This is a genomic window from Streptomyces sp. NBC_00620 (assembly GCF_026341825.1).
Taxonomy (GTDB): domain Bacteria; phylum Actinomycetota; class Actinomycetes; order Streptomycetales; family Streptomycetaceae; genus Streptomyces.
The window spans coordinates 2813915-2834137 of record NZ_JAPENY010000001.1 but is presented as its reverse complement, the minus strand read 5'-3'; the positions used below and the strand labels follow the sequence as shown (position 1 = coordinate 2834137).

Here is a 20223-nt window from a genome sequence, read left to right as displayed (position 1 = left end):
AGCAACCCCGCCTACTCCGCCGGAGCCCGCCCCGTCAGCGTCGTCAGACTCGTCCGTACGTGGTCCATATGGGCCCGTACGTCATCCCACCGCTCCCCATGCTCCCGCAGCACCCGCTCGGTCTCCCGAGCAATCCGATCCTCCCGCACCTGAGCCTCCGCAAGCACCTCCGCGGCCCGCGCCCCCGCGTCCTCCTGCCCATGCCGAGCCGACTCCTCGGCCTCGGCAAAAGCCCGCTTGGCCTCGGACAACGCGGCCTCGGCCCGCGCAACCCGCTCCACATGGTGCGCATCGAGCGCGGCCTCCCGCTCGGCGGCAGCCCGCCCGGCCTCCTCCCAGCGCTCCGCGTGCTCCTTCTCCTGCTCGGCGAGCAGCCCCTCCGTGCGCTGCCGCACCTCCCGCAGCGCGGCCAGGGCCTCGCCACGGTTCTCCTTGACGTCCCGCCGGGCCGAGATCCGCATGTCGTCGGCCTCGGCACGGGCGGCGAGAAGCCGCTGCCGGGCGCGTTCCTCGGCCTCACCGCGCACTTCGTCGGCGTACGCCGCCGCGGCCTCGCGCACGCGCTGCCCCGCCGCCTCGGCCTCGTCGACGACCCGCTGGACCTCCAGGCGTGCGGTGTCCCGTACGGACGCGGCCTCCTCCTCACCGAGCGCGAAGATCTGCCGGGCGCCTTCACCGAGCGTCTCGTAGGTCTGCGGGGCGAGCGTCGCCACGACCTCCCGCAGCCGCTCCGCCTCCGCCTCCATCTCCCTGGCCAGCACGGTCAGCCGGGCGGCCCGCTCCCAGGCGGCGTCGCGATACCGGGAGAGCGCCGCGGCGTACGCGTCGACCTGCTCGGGACGGTAACCACGCCCCCGTACGGCCATGAAGCCGTACGGCGGCTCCGATGCGCTGCTCATCCTTGAACCCCTCTCCGCCGGACACACACGAAATGACGAACGATTTCGCGCACATCTTGATGGATCACACGGAAGTGTTCATAACGCGACACTCCGCCCATCTGTCCGGTCAAAGATGAGTCATTTGAGGTCAGAAGCCGGAATCGTCGTGTCGTCGCGAAGTGCGGAGAAAAGCTGTTCGGCCTTCACGGAGTCCCACTCGACAACATCGCCGACCCCGTCGACGGTGGTCTCCTCCCCCACCGGAACGGTCGTCGTGGCCCCGTCCCCGCCCGCGAGCTCCTTCATCCGCCACCCCATCTGCGCCAGATCCCGCACCCCGGTCCCGTCATCCACGGTGAGCGCGTCGAACGAGGCCCCGAGCCACGGAATCAGCCGCCACGGCGGCACCACCACAGCCGCGCTCATCGCCTTGTCCGCGACCGCGCTCACCAACTGCCGCTGCCGCTTCACCCTCCCGAGGTCTCCCAGCGGATCGGAGTACCGGGCGCGGACGTACGCCAGTGCCTGCGTACCGTCCATCCGCCGGCACCCGGCGTCGAAATCGGCCCCCGACTTCTCGTCGTGCAGCCCGCCCTTCGCCACGCAGATGGTGACGCCGCCGAGCGAGTCGACCACGTCGACGAAGCCGAGGAAGTTCACCTCGGCGTAGTGGTCGAGTTTCAGCCCGGTGGCCTGTTCGACGGTGCGGGTGAGGAGTTTGGGACCGCCGAGCGCGTACGCCGCGTTGATCTTGTTCTTCCCGTGCCCCGGGATGGCGACGTACGAGTCCCTCGGGATCGACACCAGATACGGGCCGCTGTCCCCGTAGTGCAGGACCATGATCGTGTCGGTGTTGAACACCTCGTTGTTGCCGACGTGCAGCTTCTTTCGCTGCTCGGAGGTCAGCTCGGAACGGCTGTCGGACCCGATCAGCAGCCAGTCCGCTCCCGGGTCCGCGCTCGGCTGATCGGCGTACGTGTCGAACGCGTCCGTGTGCCGCAGACGTGAATCCCCCCAGAAGTACAGGCCGATGACGTACGCGACGACGACCAGCACCAGTGTCAGCAGCGCCAGTGCCAGCCGCTTGGGCCACCGGCGCCCGTGCCGACTCTCCCGCAGGCGATCCTGCCCGCGCTCCCGCTGTCCGGGCCGCATACCCATGACCGCATGATCGAGGCGCCCGACCTTTCCCGCAGGTCGAGCGCCTCGTTCGTACGTACGCCGGCTCCGGCCGCCCTACAGCAGGCCGTCCCACATCTGTTCGAGCAGGACCGACCACCAGCTCTCCGGCGACCCGAGGGCCGCCGGGTCGAGGGAGGCGAGCTGGGCCTGGAAGTCGACGGTCCAGCGGCCCGCCTGCTCCTGGTTCAGCCCGAAGCGCAGCCGCCACATCCGGCCGAGGAGGGCCAGGCAGCGCGCGAACTCGGGCAGCCCCGTGTTCACGAACTGCGGCGCCACCGGGGCACCGCCCGGACCTGCCTCCACCGGCACGGCCACGATGTTCGCCGTGCCGTACTGGACACAGATCGCCTTGCCGAAGTCACTGCCCATCACGAGGTACGAGCCCGCGTCCGAGGCCGGCTGCACCCCGCGCTCCGCCGCCAGCTCCGCCAGCGTGGGCACCGGCCGGCCCGGCTGGGCCTGCGCCCAGAAGAACGGCCCCATGTCGACCGGCAGCCCGGCCACCACCAGCGTGTGCGCCACGATGTTCGGCACACCCTGCCGCGACACGGCCACCTGGTCGAACCGGAACACCCCCGGCCCGAACGCCGCCGCCAGCTCCTGCCCGATCGCCTCCGGCGGAATCGGCGGCGCGGGCTGCACCGGCGGAATCGGCGCCCGCACCGGCGCGGGCCGCGCCGGCCCGTCCGCCACCTGGTGCAACTCCCCCTGGTGCGCGAGCAGTTGCCCCATTCCCTGCTGCCTGCTCGCGTGATCCGTGCCGTACGGCGCGATGCTCGTGATCCTCGCCTGCGGCCAGGTCTCCCTGATCATCCGCGCGCAGTACGCGCCCGGCAGCTCACAGGACTCCAACTCCGTGTGCAACTCCAGCACCTGCTGCGGCGGCACATTCATCGCCCGCAGCTCATGCAGCATCTGCCACTCCGGATGCGGCGTCCCCGGCGCCGAACGCCGGATCAACTGCTGCTCGGAACCATCCTGCGCCCGATAACGCAGCACGGCCTGATACCCGGGCCCGACGGTCGGCTGCCCCGCCTGCGGATAGCCGTACGCCGGGGGCTGCTGACCAGGGGCCCCGGGCTGACCCGGCATGGGCTGACCGCCCAACGGCTGTCCGGGCAGAGGCTGGGGCGCACCCGGAGGCATTCCAGGGGCGTGCGGAAGCGGCGGTGCGCCAGGGCCCCCGACGGGCGGGCCCGAGAGCATGGTCGCGGCGTGGTGAACAGCGCCGGGGGGCGTACCACCAGCGGGGTTCGGCGCCCCGGGCACACCAGGGGCGCCCGGCGCACCCGGCGGCTGCGGCGCGCCGGGACCCCCGACAGCCGGCCCCGACAACATCGTCGCGGCGTGATGAACACCGCCCGGAGTGTTCGGACCACCGGGCGCCCCGGGCACGCCGGGCTGCCCCGGAGCGCCAGGTGCCGCGGGCGCGCCAGGCGCACGCGTCCCTGCAGACCCCTCAGGCCCGCCCGGCCCGTCCGGCCCGAGCTGCGAGACAAGCTGCGTCGGCACGTACCCACCCGCGGGCGTACCCGGAGCACCGGGCCCCGACTGCGGAGGCGCACTCCCGGGCCGCGCGCCCGGCACTCCCGGCGCACTCGGCGGAGGCGGGGCGCTCGCCCCACTCCGCGCGCCCCTCGGAGGCTGCGCCTTGCTGGTCGCGGCGTCGGCGATGTCACCGGCGCTGGGGCGCGAGGGCGCGGCGGGCGGCGTCGCACCAGGAGCGCCCGGAACCGGCGGCACGCCGGGCGGCGGAGTCCCGGGCACACCACCCGGCCCCTGCGGGAACCCGTACGAAGGCGCACCCGGAGGAGGCGCGCTCTGCGGAACGCCGGGAGGCGGCGTCCCCGGTACTCCGCCCGGCGCCTGCGGATAGCCGTACGAAGGTGCGCCCGGAGGGGGCGTGCCCTGCGGACCGCCGGGACCCTGCGGATAGCCGTACGAGGGCGGAGCGCTGGGCGGCGCACTGGGCGGCGTACCCGGACCCTGCGGCGCGTTCGGCCCCTGCGAGAAGGCGGACGGCCGCGGGGAGTTGGGGTCGCCGACCGCCGGAGCCTGAGCCGTGGGCGGAAGTTGGCTGCCCCCGGACATCAGGGCGGTCTTGGCATCCGGCGCCGGGCCGGGCGGGGTACCGGCGTCGTTGACGTCGGTCAGCGGCGGCGCGAACACGGTCGCCGGCAGAGGTACGGAACGGTCGTCGCCGGAGTCCGCGTTGGTGTCGGTCCCAGCCCAGGGGGTCGCGTCGGCGGGCATGCCCGGCGCCCCCGCGTCCTGAGCGCCGCCGGCCGCGGGCCACGCCGTCCCCCCACCGGGAGCCGAAGGCGCACCCGGCACGAAGTGCGCAGGCGGCGCATCAACCGGTGGCGCATCGGCCGGAGAGGGCACGGAGTGCACCCCAGCCCCAGAGGACCCGTTCGGCACTCCACCCCCGGCAGCCGCGCCCGAACCCGCAGCGGCACGAGCCCCCGCCCCGTCCGAGGCCCCACCCCCACTCCCACTCCCACCCCGCCGATCCGGAATCCCCAACTTGTCCGCGGCCTCCTGCAACCACTCAGGGGGACTCAACAAGAAGGACGTCTGGTTCAGGTCGACGCGAGCGGGAGGAGCCGGCGCCGTTTCCGGAGCAGCGTCCGGCACCCCGTACTGCTCCTCGTACCGGCGGATGACCTCACCCACCGGCAGCGAGGGCCACAACGTGGCCTCCCCGCTGTCGCGGGCGATGACCAGCCGCTGCGCGCCCCCGTCGGAACGCGGACCGTCGGCCCGGTCCTCGGCCCACACCACGAACCCGAGTTCGAACTCCCGTACCCGCACCTCACGGTGCTGATACGAGACCACATCCCCGTTGATCCACTCTTCCGCACGCTCCTGCGCCTGCGCGAAGGTCACCATCGAAAGCTCACTCCCCCACCGAAGACGCAGAAGCCACCGCAGACCCCGAACCGGCCGCAGACCCCGAACCGGCCGCGGACGCCGAAGCCGCCGCGGAGACGGGAACAGCGCGCGCGAAGCCGCCGTCCACCATCAGGTTCGCCACCGTCTCCAGCTCAGGCGGATTGCCCGCGAGCCGGGACAGGAACTGGTCGAAGTCCGCACCGCAGGGCAGCAGCAATCGCGCCACCCGCTCCGCCGGCGGCCAGGCATCCTGATCGCGGACATCGTCGTACGCGCAGAACCAGACCGAACCGATCGCGTCGCCCTTGACCTTCACGGCGAGCAGACCGCCCTGCACGAAGCCGACGCACAGGTAGTCCTTGGTCAGATGGTCGCGCAGGCACTTGTTGATGTAGACGAGGTCGTTGAGGGCAGCCTCGTCGCGCACGGTGAAGAGGGGCTGGTCGACGAGCAGCCCCAACTCGGCGTCCAGCGCGGCGCCCACCGGCGCGCAGCCCCCGGCCGCCTTCAGGAAGGACCGATACGCACCGGGCAACCGGTAGCCGAGGTCCTCCTCAACTCCCTGCACCTGCTGCTCGGTCACCGCGACCAACGACTTCTGCAGCCCGAAATGCACGGGCCGCGTCTCCTGCAACGGTCGCGTACCCCGCTTGTCCTGATCCACCAGCGCGGTCGCGAGCCCACCGTGGTGCCGCAGCAGCGCCTTCACGTCCACGGGGACGAGTTCGAGCCGCCGGGTGCCCGGCACGTGGTGCCAGGTCCAGCCGTGCGGGGTCGCCACCGCGGGGATGGTGTCCCACAGGTCGTGTCCTGAGGCGGCGAGCGCGGCGTTCGCGGAGACATAGTCCGTGAGCCTCAACTCGTCCACGCCGAAGCCCTCCGGGGGCTCGGCAATCTCCGCGGCGGCACGCGCGTACGCCGAGAAATCGGGATAGCCGTACTCGTCGATCCGCACCCCTCTGGGGTGGCGGGCCGCCCGGACCGGGTCCGGGAAATGTACGACCTGCCCGGCGTATGCCGCGTTCGGCGGCGCGGCTTGCTGCCCGAGCCGACCTGTCGTCATGGCGGTTGCCCCCTGCGGCGTCGTCAATAGCGGTATGGATCGCGGATGTCGACAGCCTATGCGGTTGTACGACACCGGTCACCGGGCCTCTGGTTCCGTGACCTGCCGTCACCCCGCCGTGACGGTGCGACGAAGACCGGGCGTGTCGCGTAGCCCCAGCTTCCCCACCGACCACGCCATTTGGCAGTCTGTCTCCGCACCGGGGGATGCACGGGAGGGAAAACGATCATGAGCGCGACGCATATGGGCACGTCCGGGGACCCACGGGTCGGCTGGAGCAGCGCCGAGACACCGCACGCCCCTACCCTCTTGCACCGCCGCGACGGCATACTCCCCACCGTGGCCGCCGCCCTCTCGGTACGCGGCGAGACCCTCACCGGCACAGCGGCTCGCGGCGACCAGCCGCCCACCCTCCACCCGCTGGTGCAGGACTTCCTCGACACCCTCACCAGCGCACAACGCGACCGCTTCACCGGCCGCTGCGCCGAGGCGATCCTGATCTCCCGCCACATCGCCTCCGCCGACGCCACCCGCAGCAAGCGCGCCGGACGCAAGCCGATGACGAACGGCGAGGCCCGCAAAGCGCTCAAGCAGGCCAAGCTCACCGCCCGCCGCATCCGCGAGGACGGCGACCCGCTGCACGGCAGCTTCGCCGCGCCCTGCCGCTCCTGCACGGCACTCAGCGACCACTTCGGCGTACGCGTAGTCGACCCGACAGCGCCGGACGCCTGAACCACAACCACTCCACCGCTCACGTACGACAGCGAAGGCGCCCGCTCCCCGACGGCCGCCCCCGCCTCCCTGACACTCGACGAACGAAGGGCAGATGCACGCCGACCGCACCTCCACCACACGCTTCTCCGTCCCCGTGGACGCCGCGCTGCGCTCTGCCGGGTGGCAGCCCGGGCGCTGGGACATAAAGCAGGCCGAGTACTGGGCCGACGCCCTGCGCGGGCACGAGTCGCCTGCCGGTCACCAGCACGCCGTGTTCCCCGCGGCGGTGGAGGCATGGGCGGAGTTCGGCGGCCTCCACGTCACCTCACCAGGACCCGGCCGCCAGATCGCCCCCGCCGCACTCCACTTCGACCCCCTGCACGGCCTCCACCTGGCCCGCACCCTCGGCGACCTCGGCCGCGCCCTCGACACCGAGGTCTGCCCCCTCGGCGAGGAGTCCGACAGCCGAGCCCTCCTGGCCATCGACGCGGAAGGCCGCGTGTACGCCCTGGATCACACCGGCGACTGGTTCCTCGGCCCCGACATCGACACCGCCCTCACCACACTCCTGTCAGGCACCACCCCAGCCCGCCTGACCGCCGGCTAGCCCACCCCCGGCACCGGGGCCCGACAAAGGCGCTTCTTCGCCCCCTCCGCCCCTACCCATCCCTTGCTCCTGGGGACTCCGCCCCCAGACCCCCGTATCGCGCTGAACGCGCTCGTCCTCAAACGCCGGACAGGCTGAAAGATCTCCCCCGGCCCGGGACTGAAGAGCACAGCCCCCACGGGTGGGTGGGGGTTGGGGACGGTGGCGCCCTCCACAAACGGCGGAGAGGCTGAAAGATCTACGGGCACGCTGAAGGGCACGGCACCCCACGGGTGGGTGGGGGATCGGGATGGTGCCGCCCTCCTCAAACGGCGCAGAGGCTGAAAGATCTACGGGCACGCTGAAGGGCACGGCACCCCACGGGTGGGTGGGGGATCGGGATGGTGCCGCCCTCCTCAAACGGCGAAGGGGCTGAAAGATCTGCGGGCGCGCTGAAGGATGCGGCCCCCCACGGGTGGGCCGAACGTGCGCGCGGGATCGGGACGGTGCTGCGGGAGGGTCGCCCCCCCCCGGGCCGAGAACGCGCCCGCAGCCACATACGCACGGGAGGGGCCGGGGGCCGGTACATCAAATGCCCGTCGCGTACGTTCGCGTCACCGGACGCTTCCCTGCTCGGCCAAGGTCTGATCCGTCGGCGACGGGCGGATGTACCGGCCCCCGGCCCCGACCCACCCACCGCCGTCACCGACCCGCCGGAATCACCGCCGAAACCCGAAACCCACCCGCATCCGTAGGCCCCGAAACAAAAACTCCCCCCAACGCACTGACCCGCTCCTTCATCCCCAGCAACCCGTTCCCCCCACTGGGCAGATGCACAGAAGAAGCCGCCCCCGGCTCCGGCGGACACTCGTTCTCCACCTGCATCGCGATCTCAGCGACCCGGTGCGCCAACCGCACATGCGTCTTCGCCCCCGCCGCATGCTTGTGAACGTTGGTAAGCGCCTCCTGGACAACCCGGTACGCGGTCTGCTCGACCTCGGCGAGATACCCCGGCGAGTCACCCTCGACCGACAGATCGACCACCATCCCCGCAGCCGCCGACTGCCCGATGAGCTCATCGAGCTCCGCAAGCGACGGCCCGTCCACGGAATCCTCGGCAACCCGCGACGCCGCAGCGGCAGCCGCCACGGCCACCGCGGCAAGCGGCATCGGCTGGACCCGCGAGTCCAGCCCCTCCCCCGTACGCAGCACCCCCAGCATCTCGCGCAGCTCGGTCAGCGCCTGACGCCCCATGTCCCCCACAAGCGCCGCGTTCCGCACGGCCTTCTCGGGATCCTTCCGCGCGACGGCCTGAAGCGCGGCGGCGTGCACGACCATCAGACTCACCCGGTGCGCGACCACGTCGTGCATCTCACGAGCGATCCGCGTCCGCTCCTCGTTACGCGCCCACTGCGCCCGCTCCTCCGCCCGCTCGGCAAGCAACTGCAGCTCACGTTCCAGCGAGTCCGCCCGCTCCCGCAGGCTCTCCATCAGCCGCCGCCGCGCGCCGACGTACAGCCCGAGCAGTACGGGCGGGGCGGTCATCCCCAGGGCGGTGGTGAGCGAGATGAAGGGGACGAACCAGTCCCCCATCGTCACATCCCCACGCACCACACCCTGGTGCGCCCGCACGAACGTCACGATGAGCGTCCCGGCGAAGGACATCGCCGCCAGCGCCCCGATGATCCGCCGCGGCAGCTCGGACGCGGCCAGCGTGTACAGCCCGACGAGCCCCATCACGAAGCCCATCTGGGCGGGCGTGATGGCGATCGACACCAGGACGACGGCGATCGGCCACTTCCGCCGCAGCAACAGCGTCAGCCCGGCGAGTACCCCGAACCCCACCCCGACCGGAACCGGCAGCCCCGCGTCGTGTGCGAACCCAACCCCCTCGATGCCGCACTCGGCGGCCGACACCCCGGCGAGCCCCGCATCAAGCACGGCACTGCGCCACCTGACCCACCACCACGGCCCGGTACCGGCCGCGGTGTGCTCTTCCCCCGTCGTGGTCATGCCTCCAGCCTACGGTCGCCCCCCGCCCCTTTTCCGGTGAGTTTCGGCTACTGGCCTACACCACACCCAGAAATCGAACAGAAGCGAAACCGCCTGGTATCACGCAGCGCAGGTGAGGGGCCCCGAGTTGTACCGTCGCACGGAAGGCGCCTGGTACGGCATAGTGTTGGGTGCCAACTCGGCGACCTGACCAAATATCCGGTTCGGTCGACCTTGATCCCCCGTGGTGTAATCGGCAGCACTGTGGCTTTTGGTGCCATATGTCCGGGTTCGAGTCCTGGCGGGGGAGCAATAGCACGATTCGGGTCCTGACAGCTCAGTCAGGGCCCACTCTCATATCCCCCCTGAAACACCCCGGTATCCTGCGGATGTCCACACCCCAGCCATCCGTAGCCGAAGGACATACCCCGTGAGCGCCAATCGCCCGGCAGCCGTCGTCGTACTCGCAGCGGGTGAGGGCACCCGTATGAAGTCGGCCACACCTAAGGTTCTGCACGAACTGTGTGGCCGTTCCCTGGTGGGTCATGTGCTCGCGGCAGCGCGCGAGTTGGAGCCCGAGAACCTGGTCGTCGTGGTCGGTCACGCCCGCGAGAAGGTCGTCGCGCACCTCGGTGAGATCGACCCGGGTGTACGCACCGCCGTGCAGGCGGAGCAGAACGGCACCGGGCACGCGGTGCGGATGGGCCTGGAGGAGCTGGGCGGCGGCGTCGACGGCACGGTGGTCGTCGTGTGCGGTGACACCCCGCTGCTCACCGGGGAGACACTGAAGAACCTCGCCGCGACGCACACCACGGACGGCAACGCGGTCACCGTGCTGACCGCCGAGGTCCCGGACGCGACCGGCTACGGCCGCATCGTCCGCGACGGTGCCAGCGGCGCGGTCACCGCGATCGTCGAGCACAAGGACGCCGACGGGTCCCAGCGCGCCATCCGTGAGATCAACTCGGGTGTCTTCGCCTTCGACGGGCAGCTCCTGGCGGACGCCCTCGGCAAGGTGCGTACGGACAACAGCCAGGGCGAGGAGTACCTGACGGACGTCCTGGGCATCCTGCGCGAGGCCGGGCACCGCGTCGGCGCCTCCATCGCCGGCGACCACCGCGAGATCGCCGGCATCAACAACCGCGTCCAGCTCGCCGAGGCCCGCCGCATCCTCAACGACCGGCTGCTCACGCAGGCCATGCTCGCCGGGGTGAGCATCATCGACCCGGCCTCCACCTGGGTCGACGTCACCGTCACCTTCGAGCGGGACGCGATCGTGCACCCGGGCACCCAGCTCCAGGGCGCCACGCATCTCGCCGAGGGCGCCGAGGTCGGCCCCAACTCCCGTCTGACCGACACCAGGGTGGGCGCGGGAGCCCGGGTCGACAACACGGTCGCGAACAACGCCGAGGTCGGCCCGCAGGCGAACGTCGGCCCGTTCGCGTATCTGCGCCCCGGCACCTGCATCGGTCTCAAGGCCAAGGTCGGCACGTACGTCGAGACGAAGAACGCGACGATCGGCGAGGGCACGAAGATCCCGCACCTGTCGTACGTGGGTGACGCGACGATCGGCGAGTACTCCAACATCGGTGCGGCCAGCGTCTTCGTGAACTACGACGGCAAGGACAAGCACCACACGACGATCGGCTCGCACTGCCGTACCGGTTCGGACAACATGTTTGTGGCGCCTGTCACCATCGGGGACGGCGCCTACACCGCGGCGGGCTCGGTCATCACCAAGGACGTGCCGCCCGGTTCGCTGGCCGTGGCCCGTGGCCAGCAGCGGAATATCGAGGGTTGGGTGGCCCGCAAGCGTCCGGGGAGTGCGGCCGCGAAGGCGGCCGAGGTGGCTTCCCGGGAGCCGGAGGGCGAAGCCTGACCGGAAACCGGCACGTCCGACACGGCGTACCGTGATAAATGCACTTCCGCACCGTGCACCCACACGCCAGCTGAGACCACCTCTCAACACCCAGCTGAGACACCTCTGAGGAGACAGTGCTGTGACCGGGATCAAGACGACCGGCGAGAAGAAGATGATGTTCTTCTCCGGCCGCGCCCACCCCGAGCTTGCCGAGGAGGTCGCCCACAAGCTGGGTGTCGGGGTAGTCCCGACGAAGGCCTTCGACTTCGCCAACGGCGAGATCTACGTCCGTTACGAGGAGTCGGCGCGTGGCGCGGACTGCTTCGTGATCCAGAGCCACACGGCCCCGATCAACCAGTGGATCATGGAGCAGTTGATCATGATCGACGCTCTGAAGCGGGCCTCCGCCCGGAGCATCACCGTGATCGTGCCCTTCTACGGTTACGCCCGGCAGGACAAGAAGCACCGTGGACGTGAACCCATCTCGGCGCGCCTGATCGCCGACCTGATGAAGACGGCCGGTGCCCACCGCATCCTCACGGTCGACCTGCACACCGACCAGATCCAGGGCTTCTTCGACGGCCCGGTCGATCATCTCTTCGCGCTGCCGATCCTCGCGGACTACGTGGGCGCGAAGGTCGACCGTTCCAAGCTGACCGTCGTCTCCCCCGACGCCGGCCGCGTGCGGGTCGCCGACCGCTGGTGCGACCGTCTCGACGCTCCCCTCGCGATCGTGCACAAGCGCCGCGACAAGGACGTCGCCAACCAGGTCACCGTCCACGAGGTCGTCGGTGACGTGAAGGGCCGCGTCTGCGTCCTGGTCGACGACATGATCGACACCGGTGGCACGATCTGTGCCGCCGCCGACGCCCTGTTCGCGCACGGCGCCGAGGACGTCATCGTCACGGCCACGCACGGTGTGCTCTCCGGCCCGGCGGCCGACCGTCTGAAGAACTCCAAGGTCAGCGAGTTCATCTTCACGGACACCCTGCCGACCCCGGGCGAGCTGGAGCTCGACAAGATCACGGTGCTGTCCATCGCGCCGACGATCGCGAACGCGGTCCGCGAGGTCTTCGAGGACGGTTCGGTGACGAGCCTCTTCGAGGAGCAGTAGGCCCCCGCTGCACCGGTCGCTCCCGTAGATCGATTTCTGATACGGCCTTCCCGCCCAGTAAGCTGTCACAGTTGCTCGGCGAGGGAGGCCGTACCGCTTTCAAAAGCGTACGGCGGTCCGTTATCGACGCGCTCTTCGTAGCAGGCCGATGTTCGGCCGGGTGACCTCCCCCACTCTCGACTTCGCTCGAGCGGGGGGACCCCCATCCCCAATTGATCTACGAGGAGTGAACATGGCTGACGTCAAGCTCGCCGCCGAGACCCGCACCGAGTTCGGCAAGGGCGCCTCCCGCCGTATCCGTCGCGAGAACAAGGTTCCGGCCGTTGTCTACGGTCACGGTGCCGACCCCGTCCACGTCACGCTGCCGGGCCACGAGCTCCAGCTCGCCCTGCGTACCGCGAACGTCCTGCTCACCCTGGACATCGAGGGCAAGACCGAGCTGGCGATCCCGAAGGCCGTCCAGCGCGACGCGATCAAGGGCTCCCTCGTGCACGTCGACCTGCTCACCGTGAAGAGCGGCGAGAAGGTCACCGTCGAGGTCTACGTCCACACCGAGGGCGAGCTGGCCCCGGGCGCGTACCTTCTCGAGCACGTGCTGAGCACGCTGACGGTCGAGGCCGAGGCCACCCACATCCCCGAGTCGGTCACCGTCTCCATCGCGGGCCTCGAGGCCGGCGCGGCCATCCTCGCCAAGGACATCCCGCTTCCCGAGGGCACCACGCTGGTGATCGACGAGGACGCGGTCGTCCTCCAGGTCCTGGCCGCCCAGGCGGAGGAGGCCTCCGCGGACGAGGCCGAGACCACCGAGGCCTGATCCTCACCTGGTCATCGTTCGTCGGCCGCCGCTCCTCCGGGAGCGGCGGCTGACGCGTATCAAGGACACATGGGAGACACGGACGTGACGACGACGACCGACGCAGCCGCCCCCTGGCTGATCGTGGGGCTCGGCAACCCAGGGCCCGAGTACGCCATGAACCGGCACAACGTGGGCTTCATGGTGGCCGATCTGCTGGCGGAGCGGATCGGCGGGAAGTTCAAGCGGGCCGGGAAGGCGCAGGCGCAGGTGATCGAGGGGCGCATCGGCCCGCCCGGACCGGCGAACCGGCGGGTGATCCTGGCCAAGCCGATGTCGTACATGAACCTGTCCGGCGGCCCGGTGAACGCGCTGCGCGACTTCTACAAGGTGCCGCTCGGGCACGTCGTCGCGATCCATGACGAGCTGGACATCGACTACGGCGTCCTGCGTCTCAAGCTCGGCGGCGGCGACAACGGCCACAACGGGCTCAAGTCCATGACGAAGGTGATGGGCCCGGACTACCACCGGGTGCGGTTCGGGATCGGGCGCCCTCCGGGGCGTATGCAGGTCGCCGATTTCGTCCTGAAGGACTTCTCGTCGGCGGAGCGCAAGGAGCTCGACTACCTCGTGGACCGCGCGTCGGACGCGGTGGAGTGTCTGGTCATCGACGGTCTGGAGCGGGCGCAGAGCTCGTACAACTCCTGAGAGGGCGACTGCCCGGCGTGCCGCGCCGAAAGGTACGTACAACTCGGGACTTGTCCCGCACCGGAGTTGACCGAGCGCACGGCCATGGCCAATGATCCCCGCCATGCCCGCCGTCACCTCAGATCAAAGCTCCCGCCAGAACGCGTACGCGGCCCTGCGGTTCGGACAACTCGCGACGATGGGTACGGTCGCGGCGCTGATCCTGATCGCGGGCATCTGGGGCTCCTGGGGCACGGCTCAGCACGTGATGCTGGGCAAGGGCCGGGAGCAGGGGACGATGACGGTCACGGCGTGCTCGGGCGAGACCTGCACGGGTCCGTACACGCCCGCGTCGACGGGATCGGAGGCGCGGGCCCGCGTCACGATCGAGGAGTCGGTCGCGGTGAAGAAGGGTCAGATCTACTCGGTCACCGTGAAGCCGGGCAGCAACGACGTAGTCCGCTCGGGCCCCGCCGGACTCCTCTACGCCTGGATCCCCCTCGGCGGCGCCCTGCTGCTCGCCTCGGTGGTGGTCGCGGGCGGACTGCGGCTCACGCGACTTGCGTGGGTGCTGGCGGGGGCGGGGTTCGTGCAACTGACGGTGACGTTCCTGGCCTTGTGACCTGGATGAACGACGGCGCCCCCGTGTTTTCACGAACACGGGGGCGCCGTCGTGGAACCGGCGGTCAGCCGGTGTTGCGCAGTCCCGCCGCCACACCGTTGACCGTCAGGAGCAGGGCCCTGGACAGCAGCGGGTCGGGGGCGGAGCCGGCCGCCGCCTCGTCGCGCTGGCGCTTCAGCAGGGCCACCTGGAGGTAGGAGATCGGGTCCAGGTAGGCGTCGCGGATGGAGAAGGTCTGCTGGAGGACGGGGTGGGTGTCGAGCAGCTTCTCTCCGCCGGTGATGCGCAGCACCTCGCGGACGGTGAGCTCGTGCTCGGCGCGGATGGCGTCGAAGACGTGCTTGAGCTCGTCCGGTACGAGGGTGTCGACGTAGTGGCCGGCGATCCGCAGGTCGGTCTTGGCCAGCGTCATCTCGACGTTGGAGAGGAAGTTGCGGAAGAAGTGCCACTGGTCGTGCATCTCGTCGAGCACGGTGTCGAGGCCGGCCTCGCGCAGGGCCTTGAGGCCGGAGCCGACGCCGTACCAGCCGGGGACGATCTGCCGGGACTGGGTCCAGCCGAAGACCCAGGGAATGGCGCGCAGTCCGTCGAGCGAGACGCCCGAGCCGGGGCGGCGGGAGGGCCGTGAGCCCAGGTGCAGGTCGGCGAGCTGGTCGACCGGCGTGGAGGCGAGGAAGTAGGTCGGCAGGTCGGGGTCCTCGACGAGCCGGCGGTACTCCTGGTGCGCCGCGTCGGAGACGACGTCCATCGCCGCGTCCCAGCGGGCCAGCGCCTCGTCCGACTGGCGCGGGGAGGTGTGCAGGGCGGACGCCTGGAGGGTGGCCGCGACGGTCAGCTCCAGGTTCTCGCGGGCCAGCGAGGGCACCAGGTACTTGTCGGAGATGACCTCGCCCTGCTCGGTCACCTTGATCTCGCCCTCCAGGGTGCCCCAGGGCTGCGCGAGGATCGCGTCGTGCGAGGGGCCGCCGCCACGGCCGACGGTGCCACCGCGGCCGTGGAAGAGACGAAGGCGTACGCCGTAGCGGTGGGCGACGTCGCGCAGGCGCCGCTGCGCCCGGTGGATCTCCCACTGCGAGGTCGTGATGCCGCCGAACTTGGAGGAGTCGGAGTAGCCGAGCATGACCTCCTGGACGTCTCCGCGCAGCGCGACGAGGCGCCGGTAGGAGGGGTCGGAGAGCATGTCCTCCAGGATGGTGTCGGCGGCCTTGAGCTCGTCCGTCGTCTCCAGGAGCGGCACGATGCCGATCTTCGCCCAGTTGCCGTGCAGGTCGAGGAGCCCGGCCTCACGCGCGAGCACGGCCGCCGCGAAGACGTCGTCCGCGCCCTGGCACATCGAGATGATGTACGACTCGATGACCTCGGGCCCGAAGATCTTCAGGGCCCGCTTGATCGTCTCGAACACGCCCAGGGTCTTCTGGCCCGCGGCGTCCAGCGGAGCCGGGGTCGGGGCCAGCGGGCGCCGGGACCTGAGCTCCTTGGCGAGGAGCTTGGTGCGGTAGTCGCGGGGCATGTCGGTGTAGCGCCAGGACTCCTCGCCGAGGCGGTCGAAGAGCTGGCCGAGCGCGTGGTGGTGGGCGTCCGCGTGTTCGCGTACGTCCATGGTGGCGAGCTGGAGACCGAAGGCGGCGAGCGTACGGATCGTGCGGTTCATCCGGCCGTCGGCGAACAGCGCGCCGCGGTGCTCGCGCAGCGAGGACTGGATCTGGGTCAGGTCGTGGAGGAGCTCGGCGGTGCCGAGGTAGTCGCGTCCGGCCTCGTGGGGGGTCCCCAGGGCCAGCCGCTTCTTGGTGTTCTCCAGCTTCTGGCGGATGCAGGTGGCCTTGAGCCGGTAGGGCTCCTCGGCGTTCAGCCGCTTGTAGCGGGGGCTGATCTCGGGGAGCCGCTCCAGGTCGGTCTGGAGGGAGGTGAGGAGCTCCTCGGTGGCGCCCGTGTACCTGATCGAGTTCGACAGGAAGCCGCGGAGTTCGTCGATCAGCTCCAGGGCGTCGTTGATGCCGTGCTCGTGCTGGAGGATCAGGACGTCCCAGGTGACGTCCGGGGTGACGTTCGGGTTGCCGTCCCGGTCGCCGCCGATCCAGGTGCCGAAGGTGAGCGGCCGGGTCTCGTCCGGGAGGGTCACCCCGACGCGCTCCAGCTCGGCGGTGAGGTCCTCCAGTACGTCCCCGACGGCGCCGGCGTGCAGCTCGTCGAGGTAGTAGATGGCGTTGCGGGCCTCGTCGGCGGGCTCGGGGCGTACGACGCGCAGCTCGTCCGTCTGCCACACCAGGTCGATGTTCTCGGCCAGGCGGGTGTCGTAGCGGCGGCGGTCGGCCTCGATGACCGGGGTCTCCAGGAGCGCGGCGATGCGGCGCAGCTTGTTGAGGACCGAGCGGCGTGCGGCCTCCGTCGGGTGCGCCGTGAAGACCGGGCGCACGTTCAGGTTCTTGACCGTCTCGCGCAGGTGGTCGGGGTCGGCGTCCTTGAGCCGGTCCGCCGTACGGGCGAGGAGGCTGCCCTCGGCGGCGCGCTTGGCGCGCAGTTCGCGGCCGCGGTGCACCTGCTCGGTGACGTTGGCGAGGTGGAAGTACGTCGAGAAGGCGCGGACCAGCTTGGCCGCGGTCTCCAGTTCGGTGCCGCGCAGCAGTTCGGCGGCGGCCTCGCCGTCCTCGCGGGTGAGTCGGCGGACCTTCTCGACCAGTTCGAGGAGCTCGGGACCCTCCTGGCGGACCAGGGTCTCGCCCAGCAGGTCACCCAACCGGCGGATATCGGCGCGCAGCTCACTGCTGGTCGTCGTGGTCTGGTCGTCGGCACTGCTCACAGGTGCGGCTCCTTGCAGTGTTGAAGCTCATCTGAAGAGTGGAAGCTCGTCTGAAGCTCGTCTGGGAGGGAACCCGGGTGGCGACCGCGCGGCGGGTGCCGCTTAGGAACGTGGCATCCGGGAATTAAACAGAACGGACCGCGCTGTCCGACCGACTCCAAGGATAGGTGTCCACACGGACGCGCAGGCTCACGGGCTCTTGCCGCCGGGCTACGCGCTGCCATACTTACGACGCCGTAGGTTACGGAAGCGTAGGGAATCCCGTCAGATAGAGGGAGGACCCTGGGTTCCGTTTCCCGGTACCGGGAGGACCTGAGGACCCTGAAGGCCCCGGGATCCGCACCCCGGACATCTGGCTCAACTCTCACCCCGGACATCTGTCTCCACCCTCGAAACCCCACAGGGGACGCCCATGACCACGAGCTCCGATGTGATCGACGACGCCCCGCAGGCGAACAACGACGACGGCCCGCTTCCTCCCGCCACGCTGGGCGGCGAGAAGAAGGGGTCGCTCGAGCAGCTCGCGCTTCTCCTCTTCATCGTCGTCCCGTTCCTCGCACTGGTGGCCGCGGTGCCGCTGGCCTGGAACTGGGGGGGAGTGAGCTGGCTCGACCTCGGCCTGCTGGTCTTCTTCTACTACCTGGGTTGCCACGGCGTCACGATCGGCTTCCACCGCTACTTCACCCACGGCGCCTTCAAGGCGAAACGCCCGTTGCGGATCGCGCTGGCGGTCGCCGGTTCGATGGCGGTCGAGGGGCCGGTGGTCCGCTGGGTCGCCGACCACCGCAAGCACCACAAGTTCTCCGACGCCGAGGGCGACCCCCACTCGCCGTGGCGCTTCGGGGAGACGCTTCCGGCGCTGATGAAGGGCCTGTGGTGGGCGCACATCGCCTGGATGTTCGACGAGGAGCGGACCCCGCAGGAGAAGTACGCACCGGATCTGATCAGGGACCCGGCGATCCGTGCGATCTCGCGCCACTTCCTCTACTACACGATCCTCTCGCTGGCCCTTCCGCCGCTCATCGGCGGTCTGGCGACGATGTCCTGGTGGGGCGCGTTCACCGGTTTCTTCTGGGGCTCACTCGTCCGAGTGGCGTTGCTGCACCACGTGACCTGGTCGATCAACTCGATCTGCCACGCGGTGGGCAAGCGCCCCTTCAAGTCGCGTGACCGTTCGGGCAACGTGTGGTGGCTGGCCGTGCTCTCCTGCGGCGAGTCCTGGCACAACCTGCACCACGCCGACCCGACCTCGGCGCGGCACGGTGTGGAGCGCGGCCAGCTGGACTCCTCGGCCCGGATCATCCGCTGGTGCGAGCAGCTCGGCTGGGCGTACGACGTGCGCTGGCCGTCACGCTCGCGTATCGATTCCCGCCGGAATACGGACGGGTCCGACTCCCGCCGCAAGACGGAAGCAGCCGAAGCGGCATGATTGACGGCGTGGCGACCGACTCCAGCAGCACCCCGAGCAGCAATGAAAAACCGCGGCGCGCTCGCCGCACCCGCATGACCGGCGCCGAGCGCCGTCAGCAGCTGCTGGAGATCGGCCGCACCCTCTTCGCGGCCAAGGGTTTCGAGGGCACCTCGGTGGAGGAGATCGCGGCGAAGGCCGGCGTCTCCAAACCGGTGGTCTACGAGCACTTCGGTGGCAAGGAGGGCCTGTACGCGGTGGTGGTGGACCGCGAGATGCGCCGCCTCCTCGACATGGTGACCAGCTCCCTGACGGCGGGCCACCCCCGTGAACTGTGCGAACAGGCGGCGTTCGCGCTCCTCGACTACATCGAGGAGTACACGGACGGCTTCCGCATCCTGGTCCGCGACTCCCCGATCCCCCAGTCCACGGGCTCCTTCGCCTCCCTGATCTCGGACATCGCGACGCAGGTCGAAGACATCCTGGGCCGCGAGTTCAAGAGCCGCGGCTTCGACCCCAAGCTCGCCCCCCTGTACGCCCAGGCCCTGGTCGGCATGGTGGCCCTGACCGGCCAGTGGTGGCTGGACGTCCGCCGCCCCAAGAAGTCGGAAGTGGCGGCCCATCTGGTGAATCTCGCCTGGCACGGCCTGGACGGCCTGGAGGCGAAACCCCGGCTGATAGGCCACCGCAAGGCCTGACGAGCCCGCCTCGGCAAGAGGGAGGTTCCTACGCGTCCCGAAGCGGCGTGGTCTCCAGCAGCTCCCGCGCCAGCCGGTCCGCGGACTCGGCGGTCTCCTCGGCGACGCGCCGGAAGGTCTCCTGGGCCTGCCGGGCCGGCCAGCCGGGCGGCAGGTGCTGGACCGGGAGCCTGGGATCCGTACGGATGATCCGCAGCCATTCGCCGACCAGCCGAAGCCGGGCCGTGACCGGGTCTCGGGAGCCGGAGCCGGCGTCCTGGTCGGCCGTCCAGCGCTTGTCGAAGGCGACGTACCGTGCGGCGATGGACTCCAGGTCCCAGCTCTCGCGGATCATCAGACCGATGTCGGTGGCCTGGTCCGCCTGGGCGTGGAAGACCTTGACGTGGGCGGCGAGGCCGAGCTCGGAGACGATTGAGTGGACGTCGACCCGGCCCGGCGCGACCCACAGTCCGCTGTAGAGGGCGCCGAACCCCGACCAGCTGAGCTGGGAGCGCAGATCGTGGCGCTGGCGCTGCCAGGACTCGGGCAGGGAGAAACCCAGCAAAGTCCAGGTGCCGTCCCAGTCCTCGTTGACCGCGCCGTCCCGCCAGATCCGCCGGCCGCCGTCCCGCAGGATCCGCGCCGCCTGCGGGGTGAGCCCGAAGAACATCTTGCGGCCCTCGCGCTGGCGCAGCAGCAGTCCTCGGTTGACCATGCGGGTCAGGGTGGAGCGCACGGCCTGCTCCCCCGTCCCCGCCCGGGCGAGCACGTCGATGATGCTGCCCGAGTAGACGCACAGGTCGCCCTCGTCGAGCACGTGGTTGCCGAAGAAGGCGAGTACGAGTGACTGGGGGCGCAGTTGCGTGCCGTCCGGCGCGTCCACCGGCTCGACCGGGTTGTCGTCCTCCACGGAGGTAAGCGTACGACCGCCCGCCGGAGGTCCGGCGGGCG

16 protein-coding genes and 1 tRNA gene are annotated in these 20223 nt (G+C 70.4%); 10 read left to right on the top strand and 7 right to left on the bottom strand.

The genetic code is table 11. The features are described from left to right. Positions 1 to 11: 11 nt before the first annotated feature. From OG246_RS13135 to OG246_RS13120, 4 genes are all read right to left on the bottom strand, one after another. A complete protein-coding gene (locus OG246_RS13135; RefSeq protein ID WP_266460430.1) occupies positions 12 to 899 on the bottom strand; it encodes a cellulose-binding protein in 888 nt (295 codons plus the stop codon). 120 nt (positions 900 to 1019) lie between these two features. After that, positions 1020 to 2042, bottom strand: a complete 1023-nt coding sequence (locus OG246_RS13130; protein WP_266460423.1) for an LCP family protein — start codon at positions 2040 to 2042, stop codon at positions 1020 to 1022. A 75-nt stretch (positions 2043 to 2117) separates the two neighbouring features. Continuing rightward, entirely contained in the window at positions 2118 to 4955 is a 2838-nt protein-coding gene (locus OG246_RS13125; protein ID WP_266460420.1) for an SUKH-4 family immunity protein, read from the bottom strand. 7 nt (positions 4956 to 4962) lie between these two features. Then, the gene (locus OG246_RS13120; RefSeq protein WP_266460417.1) at positions 4963 to 6021 is read right to left on the bottom strand and encodes an SMI1/KNR4 family protein; all 1059 of its coding nucleotides are present in this window, start codon (positions 6019 to 6021) and stop codon (positions 4963 to 4965) included. A gap of 228 nt (positions 6022 to 6249) precedes the next feature. Between OG246_RS13120 and OG246_RS13115 the strand changes: the two genes are divergently transcribed. Both OG246_RS13115 and OG246_RS13110 read left to right on the top strand, forming a co-directional pair. Next, a complete protein-coding gene (locus OG246_RS13115) occupies positions 6250 to 6753 on the top strand; it encodes a YwqJ-related putative deaminase (protein ID WP_266460414.1) in 504 nt (167 codons plus the stop codon). 94 nt (positions 6754 to 6847) lie between these two features. After that, complete coding sequence (locus OG246_RS13110; RefSeq protein WP_266460411.1) at positions 6848 to 7342, top strand: SUKH-3 domain-containing protein; 495 nt, start codon at positions 6848 to 6850, stop codon at positions 7340 to 7342. A gap of 681 nt (positions 7343 to 8023) precedes the next feature. On the opposite strand, the gene OG246_RS13105 is transcribed toward OG246_RS13110, so the two are convergent. After that, the gene (locus OG246_RS13105) at positions 8024 to 9334 is read right to left on the bottom strand and encodes a sensor histidine kinase (RefSeq protein WP_266460408.1); all 1311 of its coding nucleotides are present in this window, start codon (positions 9332 to 9334) and stop codon (positions 8024 to 8026) included. Between the two features lie 217 nt (positions 9335 to 9551). Between OG246_RS13105 and OG246_RS13100 the strand changes: the two genes are divergently transcribed. The 6 genes from OG246_RS13100 to OG246_RS13075 all read left to right on the top strand — a co-directional run bounded on the left by OG246_RS13100 (position 9552) and on the right by OG246_RS13075 (position 14390). Then, positions 9552 to 9623, top strand: a tRNA-Gln gene (locus OG246_RS13100). A 120-nt stretch (positions 9624 to 9743) separates the two neighbouring features. Next, a complete protein-coding gene (glmU, locus tag OG246_RS13095; protein ID WP_266460406.1) occupies positions 9744 to 11192 on the top strand; it encodes a bifunctional UDP-N-acetylglucosamine diphosphorylase/glucosamine-1-phosphate N-acetyltransferase GlmU in 1449 nt (482 codons plus the stop codon). Between the two features lie 121 nt (positions 11193 to 11313). Beyond that, positions 11314 to 12288 (top strand): ribose-phosphate diphosphokinase, encoded by a 975-nt coding sequence (locus OG246_RS13090; protein ID WP_266460403.1) that lies wholly within the window; start codon positions 11314 to 11316, stop codon positions 12286 to 12288. Between the two features lie 232 nt (positions 12289 to 12520). Next, a complete protein-coding gene (locus OG246_RS13085; protein ID WP_266460401.1) occupies positions 12521 to 13102 on the top strand; it encodes a 50S ribosomal protein L25/general stress protein Ctc in 582 nt (193 codons plus the stop codon). 84 nt (positions 13103 to 13186) lie between these two features. Next, positions 13187 to 13789 carry an aminoacyl-tRNA hydrolase gene (gene pth, locus OG246_RS13080; protein WP_266464159.1) on the top strand — a complete coding sequence of 201 codons (603 nt, stop codon included), beginning with the start codon at positions 13187 to 13189 and terminating at the stop codon, positions 13787 to 13789. Positions 13790 to 13892: 103 nt separating this feature from the next. Beyond that, complete coding sequence (locus OG246_RS13075; protein ID WP_266460398.1) at positions 13893 to 14390, top strand: hypothetical protein; 498 nt, start codon at positions 13893 to 13895, stop codon at positions 14388 to 14390. Positions 14391 to 14454: 64 nt separating this feature from the next. On the opposite strand, the gene ppc is transcribed toward OG246_RS13075, so the two are convergent. After that, on the bottom strand, positions 14455 to 17187 hold the full coding sequence (ppc, locus tag OG246_RS13070) for a phosphoenolpyruvate carboxylase (RefSeq protein ID WP_266460395.1): 2733 nt from the start codon (positions 17185 to 17187) through the stop codon (positions 14455 to 14457). Positions 17188 to 17599: 412 nt separating this feature from the next. On the opposite strand from ppc, the gene OG246_RS13065 reads away from it, so the two are divergent. Both OG246_RS13065 and OG246_RS13060 read left to right on the top strand, forming a co-directional pair. Beyond that, on the top strand, positions 17600 to 18616 hold the full coding sequence (locus OG246_RS13065) for a fatty acid desaturase (protein ID WP_266460392.1): 1017 nt from the start codon (positions 17600 to 17602) through the stop codon (positions 18614 to 18616). Then, positions 18613 to 19293, top strand: a complete 681-nt coding sequence (locus OG246_RS13060) for a TetR/AcrR family transcriptional regulator (RefSeq protein ID WP_266460390.1) — start codon at positions 18613 to 18615, stop codon at positions 19291 to 19293. The genes OG246_RS13065 and OG246_RS13060 overlap by 4 nt, the downstream gene beginning before the upstream one ends. Before the next feature lie 28 nt (positions 19294 to 19321). On the opposite strand, the gene OG246_RS13055 is transcribed toward OG246_RS13060, so the two are convergent. Continuing rightward, entirely contained in the window at positions 19322 to 20182 is an 861-nt protein-coding gene (locus tag OG246_RS13055; protein WP_266460387.1) for a PaaX family transcriptional regulator C-terminal domain-containing protein, read from the bottom strand. Positions 20183 to 20223: the final 41 nt, after the last annotated feature.

What these genes read in the sequence shown, in the direction of transcription:
- OG246_RS13135 (WP_266460430.1), bottom strand. Translation starts at nt 899, where the DNA reads ATGAGCAGCGCATCGGAGCCGCCGTACGGCTTCATGGCCGTACGGGGG.
- OG246_RS13130 (WP_266460423.1), bottom strand. Translation starts at nt 2,042, where the DNA reads ATGGGTATGCGGCCCGGACAGCGGGAGCGCGGGCAGGATCGCCTGCGG.
- OG246_RS13125 (WP_266460420.1), bottom strand. Translation starts at nt 4,955, where the DNA reads ATGGTGACCTTCGCGCAGGCGCAGGAGCGTGCGGAAGAGTGGATCAAC.
- OG246_RS13120 (WP_266460417.1), bottom strand. Translation starts at nt 6,021, where the DNA reads ATGACGACAGGTCGGCTCGGGCAGCAAGCCGCGCCGCCGAACGCGGCA.
- OG246_RS13115 (WP_266460414.1), top strand. Translation starts at nt 6,250, where the DNA reads ATGAGCGCGACGCATATGGGCACGTCCGGGGACCCACGGGTCGGCTGG.
- OG246_RS13110 (WP_266460411.1), top strand. Translation starts at nt 6,848, where the DNA reads ATGCACGCCGACCGCACCTCCACCACACGCTTCTCCGTCCCCGTGGAC.
- OG246_RS13105 (WP_266460408.1), bottom strand. Translation starts at nt 9,334, where the DNA reads ATGACCACGACGGGGGAAGAGCACACCGCGGCCGGTACCGGGCCGTGG.
- OG246_RS13085 (WP_266460401.1), top strand. Translation starts at nt 12,521, where the DNA reads ATGGCTGACGTCAAGCTCGCCGCCGAGACCCGCACCGAGTTCGGCAAG.
- OG246_RS13075 (WP_266460398.1), top strand. Translation starts at nt 13,893, where the DNA reads ATGCCCGCCGTCACCTCAGATCAAAGCTCCCGCCAGAACGCGTACGCG.
- OG246_RS13065 (WP_266460392.1), top strand. Translation starts at nt 17,600, where the DNA reads ATGACCACGAGCTCCGATGTGATCGACGACGCCCCGCAGGCGAACAAC.
- OG246_RS13060 (WP_266460390.1), top strand. Translation starts at nt 18,613, where the DNA reads ATGATTGACGGCGTGGCGACCGACTCCAGCAGCACCCCGAGCAGCAAT.